At 69.7% G+C, this 9,943-nt stretch carries 11 protein-coding genes; 7 read left to right on the top strand and 4 right to left on the bottom strand.

Going from position 1 to position 9,943, the window contains the following annotated elements:
* Window positions 1-365: hypothetical protein (locus KBI44_09690; GenBank protein ID MBP9144743.1), on the bottom strand; the 365-nt coding region annotated here is incomplete at its 3' end.
* Between the two features lie 190 nt (window positions 366-555).
* Between KBI44_09690 and KBI44_09685 the strand changes: the two genes are divergently transcribed.
* Window positions 556-1,587 carry a hypothetical protein gene (locus tag KBI44_09685; GenBank protein ID MBP9144742.1) on the top strand — a complete coding sequence of 344 codons (1,032 nt, stop codon included), beginning with the start codon at window positions 556-558 and terminating at the stop codon, window positions 1,585-1,587.
* On the opposite strand, the gene KBI44_09680 is transcribed toward KBI44_09685, so the two are convergent.
* On the bottom strand, window positions 1,584-2,063 hold the full coding sequence (locus KBI44_09680; protein ID MBP9144741.1) for an OsmC family protein: 480 nt from the start codon (window positions 2,061-2,063) through the stop codon (window positions 1,584-1,586). The two genes, KBI44_09685 and KBI44_09680, sit on opposite strands and share 4 nt — an antisense overlap.
* A 10-nt stretch (window positions 2,064-2,073) precedes the next feature.
* Window positions 2,074-2,661 carry a hypothetical protein gene (locus tag KBI44_09675; GenBank protein ID MBP9144740.1) on the bottom strand — a complete coding sequence of 196 codons (588 nt, stop codon included), beginning with the start codon at window positions 2,659-2,661 and terminating at the stop codon, window positions 2,074-2,076.
* Between the two features lie 329 nt (window positions 2,662-2,990).
* On the opposite strand from KBI44_09675, the gene KBI44_09670 reads away from it, so the two are divergent.
* On the top strand, window positions 2,991-3,857 hold the full coding sequence (locus tag KBI44_09670) for a phenylacetic acid degradation operon negative regulatory protein PaaX (protein ID MBP9144739.1): 867 nt from the start codon (window positions 2,991-2,993) through the stop codon (window positions 3,855-3,857).
* Here KBI44_09670 and KBI44_09665 read toward each other — a convergent pair.
* Window positions 3,854-4,333, bottom strand: coding sequence for a MaoC family dehydratase N-terminal domain-containing protein (locus KBI44_09665; protein ID MBP9144738.1), 480 nt, complete (start codon window positions 4,331-4,333; stop codon window positions 3,854-3,856). The genes KBI44_09670 and KBI44_09665 overlap by 4 nt on opposite strands.
* Window positions 4,334-4,437: 104 nt before the next feature.
* On the opposite strand from KBI44_09665, the gene KBI44_09660 reads away from it, so the two are divergent.
* The 5 genes from KBI44_09660 to KBI44_09640 are packed head-to-tail and all read left to right on the top strand — an operon-like array spanning window position 4,438 to window position 9,942.
* The gene (locus KBI44_09660; protein MBP9144737.1) at window positions 4,438-5,538 is read left to right on the top strand and encodes an enoyl-CoA hydratase/isomerase family protein; all 1,101 of its coding nucleotides are present in this window, start codon (window positions 4,438-4,440) and stop codon (window positions 5,536-5,538) included.
* Window positions 5,535-6,728, top strand: coding sequence for a 2-hydroxyacyl-CoA dehydratase (locus KBI44_09655; protein MBP9144736.1), 1,194 nt, complete (start codon window positions 5,535-5,537; stop codon window positions 6,726-6,728). Before KBI44_09660 ends, KBI44_09655 begins: the two co-directional genes overlap by 4 nt.
* Window positions 6,729-6,738: 10 nt before the next feature.
* Window positions 6,739-8,160 (top strand): 2-hydroxyacyl-CoA dehydratase, encoded by a 1,422-nt coding sequence (locus KBI44_09650; GenBank protein ID MBP9144735.1) that lies wholly within the window; start codon window positions 6,739-6,741, stop codon window positions 8,158-8,160.
* Window positions 8,161-8,170: 10 nt separating this feature from the next.
* On the top strand, window positions 8,171-9,028 hold the full coding sequence (locus tag KBI44_09645; protein MBP9144734.1) for a 2-hydroxyglutaryl-CoA dehydratase: 858 nt from the start codon (window positions 8,171-8,173) through the stop codon (window positions 9,026-9,028).
* On the top strand, window positions 9,025-9,942 hold the full coding sequence (locus KBI44_09640) for a 2-hydroxyglutaryl-CoA dehydratase (protein MBP9144733.1): 918 nt from the start codon (window positions 9,025-9,027) through the stop codon (window positions 9,940-9,942). The genes KBI44_09645 and KBI44_09640 overlap by 4 nt, the downstream gene beginning before the upstream one ends.
* Window position 9,943 lies beyond the last annotated feature (1 nt).

Below are 9,943 nucleotides of genomic sequence, written 5' to 3'. Positions count from 1 at the left end.
CAGAAATAGGTGTAGGTGAGCGCCATGCAGACGATCCAGAGGCGCAGCCACAGCCCCCACCAACGCCAGTCCTTGAGCGCCGCGAGATAGCCCGACAGCGGCTTGCGCAGAAGGAGGAGGACGCCGAGCTGCAGCCCGACTCCGAGCAGCAGCGGCCGTGGCAGCGCCTCGAGCATCGGGTACACCGTGTACTCGACCGTCTTCCAGTCGATGCGCATCCCTCTGGAACGCAGGAAGCCGACGCTCCCGAGAGTCAGAAGGAGGCAGATCCACTCGAACGGATAGAGCGGCAGCAGGCGGATCGCCCTCCGTAAGCGGGACGGAACCGGGCGAGTGGGGGGGTGGGCGGGCGGCATCGACGGCATCGGCGGCAGTTCGCTCTCCAGGCCTGGAATGGCGGCAGTCTATCGGCGGATGCACCGCAAATCGGGCCCCGACCCGAATTCGCGCCCGAGGTTTCGCCGACGGCAAGAGGAAGCGGGACGAGCCAGGGTCCCCGGCCCACCCCGGGGAGTGGGAGCTTCGCGGCCGCGCCGGTCTAAATTGGAGGACCGGATGAAGTCTTCGAACCTCTCCCCCACGGACCGAGGCGCCCTGGAGGGGGGACACTTCCCCCTGCCCGTCGCCTGTTCCACGGGGGACCTCGCCTTGCGGACCGGGGAGACCGACAACCTCCTGATGAGCCTCCGCTTCGGCGGTGCCGGCGCCTGCCCCGAATGGCCCTGCGCCCGGGTTCCCAATCGCGTCCTCGGCGGGACCTCTGCACTCGAGGCCTGGTACTCCGAACTTGCGACGGAGCGCGGGCACCTCGGCCCGGTCGACTGGGCCGAGAACGGCAGCATCCTCTTCGGCAGTCTTCGCACTCGGCTGGCCGGCGACCTCACCCGGGAGACGGCTACCCACTTCGCGGGCCTGCTCGAGGCGGCCGAAACGCGCGGCTTTCCGCATCTCCTGCGGGTCTGGAACTTCCTGCCGGGCATCAACGCCGTCGAGAACGGAACCGAACGCTATCGGCTGTTCAACGCGGGACGCGCCGCCGCCTTCGACAGCCGCTACGGCGTGACCGGGGCCGAGGAACGATTCTCGGCTTCGTCCGCCGTCGGCAGCTCCGGCGACCACCTGGTGACCTGGTTCGCGGCGGCGAGGTCGCCCGGACGCCACCTGGGCAATCCCCGGCAGGTGCACGCGTTTCGCTATCCGGCCGACTACGGCCCGCGACCGCCGTCCTTCACTCGCGCGACACTTTCTCCTCCGGAGCTCGGGCAGGTGCTCTTCCTCTCGGGTACCGCGAGCATCACCGGCCACGAGACGCGCCACGTGGGCGAGCTCCTGAAGCAGCTCGAGGAGACGCTGCGCAACATCGAGGTCCTGCTCGAGACCTCTTCGGACGAGACCACCAGGCTGCCCGAGCTCGCGGAATTCGATTCCTTCCGGGTTTACCTGCGCGATGCCGCCGACCTCGACCTGGTGCGCAAGCCCCTGCGGCAGCGCATCGGGCCCGGGCCCGAGCTGCATTTCGTCGCGGCCGACATCTGCCGCGCCGACCTGCTGCTCGAGATCGAAGGCGTCGCCGGTCTGCCGCGCTAGCCCCGCTCGTCGCCGGCGCTCGTGGCGAGCACCTCGGCGGCGACGAGCACCTCGGGCTCGAGCTCGACCACGGCCCGCATGGCGCGCGCGATGAGGCAGGTCTCTTCGGCCTTCAGCATCCACTTGAGCGCCGGCGCCCGATCCTCCTCGCTGCGGACCGTCACTTTCGGCCGCAGGAGGAGCCGCGGGATCGACACCCGCCCGTCGTCGCCGCGCTCGACGATCGCCTCGCCCGCGGCCTCCACTGCGACGACCTCGAGCCGCGCCCGCTCGGCGTAGGCGAGAAAGGTCGTCAGCCAACAGGTCGTCGCCGCGCCGACGAACAGATGCTCCGGCGTCCATCGGCCTCCCGGACCGCCGAACTGCGGCGGCGGAGCCACTTCGATGTCAGGCGAGACCTCCGGCGCGCTGGCCAGTCCGACCCGGCCTTCGAGCCAACGGACGGAGAACGGGTAGGTGCTGTGCACTTCGGTCATGGTGGTCCTTTCAGTTCGGTTTCTGCGGCGGCTTCGCGGCGCCGGCCGCTGCCGGGCTCGGTGGACCGGTCGCCCCCGGCGCCGGCGTCGCAGGTGTCGGAGATGTCGCTGTCATCGGCGGCAGTCCGAGGAGCAGCCGCACCGACGGTTCGAGCCTCGTCAGGCCGGCGGCGAGGCCGACCTCCAGAGCGGCGCCCGCATCGGCGCCGTCCAGCCAGAAGGCCCGCAGCGCCAGCAGCGCTCCGACCCGGTTGCCACTCGAGCAGGCGAGCGCGATCGGGTAACGGCCCCATTCGTCGAGCAGCAGATCGAGCGCCCGGGCGCTCGCGAGGTCGAGATCCGCCTCGCCGGCGATCGGCAGACGCCGGTAGTCGAGTCCCGCGCCGGCTGCCAGATCGGCAGTCTCCGGCGGTACCTCGGCGTCGGCCCGCAGATCGATGTAGGTCCGCACCCCGGCACCGGCCAGCGCGCGGAAGTCCGCGGCTCCGCCCGTGCCGGCCGGAATCCCGCCCGTCACCATCCCGGGCAGCGGGTGGCGTTCGTTCAGCAGCAGCACCGGCGGCGCGGCCTTCGCCGCCGTCGGAGGTGTCGGAGCCATCGGAGCCGGACTCTGCCCCGACGCTCCTGCCGTCAGCAGCCCCAGACAGGCCACGACCGTTGAGAGAGCCCGGCTGCGGTGGCTCCGAAGACTCAGTGGGCACGAGGCGGCTTCTAGGCGGAACTCGCTGGCATCGATCATGGATTCCCCTCCCGGCGATCATCCTCCTCCGCGGCGCCCAGGGCGCCGCCCGAAGAGGCTGGCACCTCACGGAGTGGGCACCTCATGGAGTCGAGTTCCCTCGGGGGGTCCGAGGCGGTCGCAGGCGGCCCATCTCATGTGCCATTTGTTTGACGGTCGTTCGCGCGCCGCCATACTGTTGCGCCGCCATGGCCTCGCCCCGTTCCCAGGACCTCGTTTTCACCCTGTTCGGAGACTATCTCCTCGGCCGCGACCGGCCGGTCTGGGTCGGGGCCCTGATTCCGCTGCTCGGCCGCCTCGGCATGTCGGCACCGGCGACCCGCACCGCCCTCTCCCGCATGACCGCCCGCGGCTGGCTCGTCGCCACGCGGAACAAGGGGCGCGGCTACTACGGCCTCAGCCCGAAGGGGCGTCGCCTGCTCGAAGAGGGTCGCGAGCGCATCTATCATCCGCCGCGGCACGCCGCCTGGGACGGCGCCTGGTACCTCGTCGCCTATTCGATCCCCGAGACCCGCCGGCGCCTGCGCGACAGCCTGCGCGCCAAGCTCTCCTGGCTCGGCTGCGGCGCCCTGACCAACGGACTCTGGATCACGCCGCACGACGTCCGCGCCGAGGTCGAAGGCATCGCGCGTCGACTCAAGGTCACTCGTAACGTCGAGGTCTTCAGGGCCGAGCACACCGGCTTCTCGAGCACCGCTCAGCTCGTCGCCCAGTGCTGGGATCTGGCCGAGGTCAACGCCAGCTACCGCAAGTTCATCGATCGCTGGGCGCCACAGCTCGCTCACTGCGGCCAGTGCCGCCACGCCGGAAGCGAGGCCGCGCGGGGCCGCATGGCGCTCCCCTGCACGAGCCCCGAGGACTGTTTCGAGCGCCGCTTCGAGCTCGTTCACGCCTACCGGGCCTTCCCGGCGAGCGATCCGTTTCTGCCGGCAGAGCTCCTCCCCGAGGGCTGGCTCGGCGACCGCGCCGCCACCCTCTTCGAGACCTACCACGCGGTGCTCGCCGAACCGGCGGAGAGGTACATCCAGAGCGTCTGCGCCGCGGGCGATCTCTAGCCCACCGGGTCCCCGCTCCCCGCGACCGTCGGTCGCCGCGGCTTCCGAAGGATCAGCTCGACAATCTCGCCGCTCTGAACCAGCACCCCCGCCTGATTCACCAGTTCCGCCACGAACTTCACCACCCCCCGGTCGCGGCCCGGCAGCTCCCGCCGGGCCACCACCCGCAGCGCGAGATGCAACCGGTCTCCCGGCCGGATCGGGGCGACGAACCGCCAGTCGAGGCCGAGCAGCGCGACGAGGGTCCCGGCCGTCAGTCCGGCCTGCGCCATCAGACCGGTGGCGACAGCGATTCCCAGCGCGCCGTGCGCCACCCGGCCGCCGAGCGGCGTGCCGCGCGCGTACTCGTCGTCGAGATGCAGGGGATTGCGGTCCCCCGAAAGCTCCGCGAAGGCGCCGATCTCCGCATCCCCGACCGTGCGCTCGCCGCAGTCGAACGCCTGCCCGTCCTCGAGCTCCTCGAAATACAACCCCATCTCGCGCTCCTCCCGGCGGTCCGGCCCGCTCCCGCGCAGGCATCTTTGTATGTCACTTTACACACGACCGTATCACTAGTGTAATATCTTGGCGGAGGCAATCCATGGGCCAGTTCCCCTCCCGTCCCGCCGCGAGCTTTGGATTCGAGGAAGTGCTCTACGCCAAGAGCGACTTCGTCGCCACCATCACCATCCATCGACCGCAGAACTACAACGCCTACAGTACACGCGCCCTCGAGGAGCTCGCGACCGCCTTCCGCGACGCCAGCTTCGACGACGCGGTCGGCGTGATCGTCCTCACCGGCGCCGGCCACCAGGCCTTCTGCACCGGCGGCGACGTCAAGGAGTACGCAGAGGACTACGTCACCACTCCCCGCGACTACTGGAAGTACATGGCGCTCTTCCGCGCCTACATCGAGAGCATCCTGAACACCGGCAAGCCGGTCATTGCACGGTTGAACGGCATGGCGGTCGGCGGCGGCAACGAATCGCAGCTCGCCTGCGACCTGACGGTCATGGCGCAGCACGCCTTCATCAAGCAGGTCGGCACCCACGTCGGCTCGGTCGCCTGCGGCGGCTCGACGCAGTGGCTGCCGATCACGGTCGGCGACAAGCGGGCGCGGGAGATCCTCTTCCTCAACGAGCCGATCCCGGCGGCGAAAGCCCTCGACTGGGGACTGGTCAACTGGGTAGTGCCGTCGGTCCGGCGCGGCGAGGAGTGGATCGAACACGCCACCGCCGAGGAGATCCGGCACGCCCAGCGCGGCGAGCGCGACTACCGGATCGACCTCTCGCTCCTCGACGCGGAGGTGGCGAAGCTGGCCAAGAAGCTCCTCGCGAGCTTCCCCGAGTGCGCCCGCTACACCAAGCAGCAGGTCAACTTCTGGAAGGACCTCGCCTGGCACCAGACGGTGCGCCACGCCCAGGACTGGCTGGCGCTCCACTACACCTCCTGGGAGCCGGTCGAGGGCATGCGCGCCTTCGTCGAGAAGCGCCCGGCGCGTTTCGGGATGCTGCGCGAGCGCGCCGCCGCCGGCGGCTCCTCGGAGACCCAGTGGGGGCCGCCCACCAGCGTCTGCGGCGCCTGCGGCGCCGGGAACCTGCCCGCCGGGCACGCCTTCTGCGGCGTCTGCGGTGTCGATCTCGCGCCCGCGCCGACCGCCCCCGCCCCGACCGCCCCCGCCCCGAAGGGAAGCCCGGCATGAGCGCCACGGGCGCGCGGCCCCGGGTCTTCCCGGAGTGGCGGGACAAGCCGCTCGAGGCGGCGCTCTACGAGTGCCGCGAGCTCCTCGAAGACACCGACTTTCCGACCGTGAAGCGCTGGCGCGAGGCCGGCGGCAAGGTTGTCGGCCATTTCCAGGTCTACTTCCCGGAAGAGATTGTGCACGCCGCCGGCGCCCTGCCGTTCAAGGTGCGCGGCGCGCCGATCGAACCGACGCAAGCCGACTCGCGCTTCGGTTCCTATCTCTGTTCGATTCTCAAGACCTCGCTCGACCTCGCGCTCTCGAAGCGCATCGAGCTCGACCTGTTCGTCAGCCATCCGATCTGCGACGCCGCCCGCAACCTCGCCGCCATCTGGGGCCGTAACTTCCCCTACCCGGCCGAGATCCTCTACCTGCCGCAGAACGCCAACTCGGCGCACGCCGCCATGTGGCTCCGCGGCGAGTACGACCGCCTGCGCCGCAGCGTCGAGGCAGCCGTCGGCTGCGAGATGACCCGCGACGAGGCCGACCGCGCGCTCGCCTGTTCGATCGCCGTGTTCAACGAGAACCGGTCCCTGATGCGCGACCTCTACCGGCTGAAGCGGGAGACCCCCTGGCAGGTCTCGGCCGACGAGGCCTACGTCCTGGTCGCGCTGGCCGGCCTGCTGCCGCGTGAGGAGCACAACGAGATCCTCCGGTTCATGCTGCCGCGCCTCGCGGAGCGTCCCGCGAAGAAGATGGACCGCACGCGGGTGGTGCTCGAGGGCGGCTTCTGCGAGCAGCCACCGCTCGACCTCGTGCGCTCGATCGGCCGCTCCTGCTACGTCGTCGATGACGACCTGCTGATCGGCCTGCGCTGGCTGACGAGCGACGTCTCGGTCGCCGGAGACCCGCTCGCCAATCTCGCCACCGCCTATCTCGAGCAGTCGAGCTACAGCCCGGTGCAACACGATCTGCGCAAGCCCAAAGAGCGCATGCTCCTCGAGCGCATCCGCAACGCCCGCGCCGACGCCGCGATCGTCATGGCGGCCAAGATGTGCGAGCCCGGCCTCGAGGAGCAGGTCGCCTACACCAAGGCCCTCGACCATGCCGGCATTCCGTACTTCGTGAGCGAGTTCGAAGAGAGCATGACGAGCTTCGACCACCTCGAGATCCAGCTCCAGACCTTCGTCGAGAACCTTCTCTTCCGTTGAGGGCGCCCTGATGGAAAACGCTTCCGCCGGCAACCCGCTCGTCTCTCCCGCCGCGAGTCCGCTCGCACCGATCGCCCCGCTGGCCCATCCTCTAGTTGGCCGCGCCAACCGGGACGGCGCTCAGCTCTTCCGCGACTGGTTCTCCTCCCTTGGCGACGCCGCCGAGCGGGGTCAGGGCGGCGCCTACGTCTTCGTGATGGGGAGCCTCGCCGAGCTCCTGCGCACCTTCGACTTCCCCATCGTTTTCCCCGAGATCAATTCGCTGCAGACCGCCGTGCGCCATCTCGCCCACGACTATCTCAACGAGGCCGAGGACTTCGGCTACTCGCCCGACATCTGCGGCTACGTCAAGGCCGATTTCGCCGCCCAGATGCGCGGCGGCGAGTTGCCGATGGGCCGGATCCCCAAGCCGGCGCTCGCGGTCTACACCAACGCCTGCAACACCTACATCAAATGGGCGGAGATCTGGGAGCGCATGTACGAGACGCCGATCTTCACCCTCGACGTGCCCGGCACGCGCTCGTGCGGACGCGTCACCGGGCCCGGCCAGGTCGACTTCGAGAACGACAAGAAGTACGTCCTCGCCCAGATCGCCGAGCTCATCGCGCTCTGCGAGCGGGTGAGCGGCCAGCGCTTCGACATCGACCGGCTGCGCGAAGCCCTCGGTCACGCCAACACCATGAACCGCTGCTGGAAGCGGGTGCTCGAGCTCAACCGCAGCCGGCCGGCGCTCTTCAATGCGCTCACCGACGGCACGATCTACCTCGGGGTCGCCAACGGCCTGCGCGGCGACGCCAGGGGCGCCGCCTACTTCACCGACCTGGTCGAGGAGATGGAGTACAAGGCGGCGCACGGCATCGGCACCCTGACCGCGGAGGAGTACCGCCTGCTCTTCGTCGGCGTGCCCTGCTATCCGATCTTCCGCCGCTTCAACGAGCTCTTTACCGAGTGGGGCGGCACCTTCGTCAACTCGACCTACCTCTGGTTCGCCTCTGGCGGGGGGAACCTGGGGTTCGAGTACGACCTCGCGCGGCCGCTCGAGAGCCTCGCCGAAGGGATGCTGATGTCGGTGCGCGACGCCATGGACAGCATGTTCTTCTCGCCCGGCATCCTCGAGCAGATGATCGCCGACTATGGCGCCGACGGCGTCGTCTTCCACCCGATCAAGAGCTGCCGCACGGTCTCGACCGGCCTCGCCGACAGCCGGCGCTCATTGCTCTCGAAGCTCGACACCGCGACGCTGTTCATCGAGTCCGACCACATGGACCGCCGCGTGGTCTCGGAAGCCCAGCTCAAGAACCGGGTGGACGCCTTCTTCGAGGGGCTGGCGACCCGCAAGCGGCAGGCGGCCATTGCAGCGAGTGCCGCCGGCGCCGCAACCGCCGCGACCGCAGCGACCGCAGCGAGCTCTACGAGCGCCGGCGGAGCCTGAGGGAGGAACGATGGCCTACGCAGCCGGAGTCGACGTCGGATCCACCCAGACCAAGGCGGTCATCCTCGACGAGGAACGCCGCATCGTCGGCCGCGCCCTGATGATGACCGGCGCCAACGTCGTGCGCGCCGCCCAGGAGTCGTTCGACCAGGCGCTCGCCGCGAGCGGCCTGCGCGAAGAGGAGGTCGAGTACGTCGTCGGCACCGGCTACGGCCGCTACAAGGTGACCTTCGGCAACACCCAGGTCACCGAGATCAGCTGCCACGGACGCGGCGCGGTGCACCTGTTCCCGGCCACCCGCACCGTGATCGACATGGGCGGCCAGGACACCAAGGCGATCTCCGTCGCCGCGAACGGCGAAATCGTCGACTTCTGCATGAACGACAAGTGCGCCGCCGGCACCGGCCGCTTCCTCGGCGCCGCCGCGAGCGCCCTCGACATCCCGCTCGACCAGCTCGGTTCGACCGCCATGCGCGGCGAGCGCCCGGTGAAGATCAGCACCACCTGCACGGTCTTCGCCGAGTCCGAGGTGCTCTCCTGGCTCGGCAAGGGCAAGAAAATCGAGGACGTCCTGCTCGGCGTGCACCAGTCGATCGGCGCGCGCTCGGTCGGCCTCCTGCGCCGGGTCGGCGTCGCCGACCAGGTGACCTTCACCGGCGGCGTGGCACGCAACCCGGCGATGATCGCCGCTCTCGAGAGCCGGCTCGATCTCAGGCTCAACGTCAGCGAAGAGTCGCACTTCATGGGCGCGATCGGCGCGGCGCTCTTCGCGCTCGACCGGATCCTCGCGAGCCGGGTCCCGGCCGGCGAGGTCCTCTCCGCTAGCGCCGGGAGCGGCAAGATGCCCGGCCTGGAGGCAGGAAGATGAGAATCACCGCCGGCATCGACGTCGGTTCCACCTACACCAAGGCGATCGTCCTCGACTCCGAGAACCGCATCCTCGGCCGCCGGCTGGAACCGACCGGCTTCAAGCTCGACGAAGTGGCCGAGAACGTCCTCGCGCAGGCGCTCGCCGAGGCCGGCGTCGAGCGCTCCGAGGTCGAGTACATCGTCTCGACCGGCTTCGGGCGCCACCAGATGGCCTCCGCCGACACCCAGGTCACCGATCTGACGGCGAGCGCGCGCGGCGCCATGTTCCTCTTCCCCGGCACCCGCACCGTCCTCGACGTCGGCGGCCAGACGATGAAGGCGAGCCGCCTCGATTCCACGGCGGCGGTCAAGAGCTTCCGCCTGAACGACAAGTGCGCCGCCGGTACCGGCGCCTTCCTCGAGAAGACAGCACGCTACATGGGTTACTCGACGATCGAGATCGGGCCGCTGGTCAACACTTCGAAAAGCGCCGTCCCGATCTCCGGCGTCTGCGCCGTCTTCGCTGAATCGGAGGTGATCAACCAGCTCTCCGAAGGGACGCCGCCGGCCGACATCATGCACGGCGCCATCGTCTCGCTGGTCGGCCGCTCGGTGCAGCTCATGAAGCGCGCCCAGATGGAGCCCGAGTTCACGCTGCTTGGCGGCATCATGCGCTTCGAGAAGATGGTGACGGTGGTGCGCGAGCAGTTGGGCGAGCAGGTGAACGTACCCGAAGGCGATCTCGTGCAGTTCACCTCGGCGCTCGGCGCGGCGCTCCTCGGGCAGCTGCGCCTGCAGCGGCTCGCCGAGGCCGCGGCGGCGGCCGCGGCCGGTCCCAATGCCGCGGCGGCTGCCGCGGCCGGTCCCGATGCCGCGGCCAGCGCGAGCACATCTCCTCCGGATTCAATCGCGTTGGGGGCGAGCGGAGCCTGAG

Source organism: Thermoanaerobaculia bacterium, from assembly GCA_018057705.1.
Taxonomy (GTDB): Bacteria; Acidobacteriota; Thermoanaerobaculia; order Multivoradales; family JAGPDF01; genus JAGPDF01.
The sequence above is the reverse complement of the archived record's forward strand: the minus strand, read 5'-3'. Positions and strand labels throughout refer to the sequence as shown.

What these genes read in the sequence shown, in the direction of transcription:
- KBI44_09685 (MBP9144742.1), top strand. Translation starts at nt 556, where the DNA reads ATGAAGTCTTCGAACCTCTCCCCCACGGACCGAGGCGCCCTGGAGGGG.
- KBI44_09680 (MBP9144741.1), bottom strand. Translation starts at nt 2,063, where the DNA reads ATGACCGAAGTGCACAGCACCTACCCGTTCTCCGTCCGTTGGCTCGAA.
- KBI44_09675 (MBP9144740.1), bottom strand. Translation starts at nt 2,661, where the DNA reads ATGGCTCCGACACCTCCGACGGCGGCGAAGGCCGCGCCGCCGGTGCTG.
- KBI44_09670 (MBP9144739.1), top strand. Translation starts at nt 2,991, where the DNA reads ATGGCCTCGCCCCGTTCCCAGGACCTCGTTTTCACCCTGTTCGGAGAC.
- KBI44_09665 (MBP9144738.1), bottom strand. Translation starts at nt 4,333, where the DNA reads ATGGGGTTGTATTTCGAGGAGCTCGAGGACGGGCAGGCGTTCGACTGC.
- KBI44_09660 (MBP9144737.1), top strand. Translation starts at nt 4,438, where the DNA reads ATGGGCCAGTTCCCCTCCCGTCCCGCCGCGAGCTTTGGATTCGAGGAA.
- KBI44_09655 (MBP9144736.1), top strand. Translation starts at nt 5,535, where the DNA reads ATGAGCGCCACGGGCGCGCGGCCCCGGGTCTTCCCGGAGTGGCGGGAC.
- KBI44_09650 (MBP9144735.1), top strand. Translation starts at nt 6,739, where the DNA reads ATGGAAAACGCTTCCGCCGGCAACCCGCTCGTCTCTCCCGCCGCGAGT.
- KBI44_09645 (MBP9144734.1), top strand. Translation starts at nt 8,171, where the DNA reads ATGGCCTACGCAGCCGGAGTCGACGTCGGATCCACCCAGACCAAGGCG.
- KBI44_09640 (MBP9144733.1), top strand. Translation starts at nt 9,025, where the DNA reads ATGAGAATCACCGCCGGCATCGACGTCGGTTCCACCTACACCAAGGCG.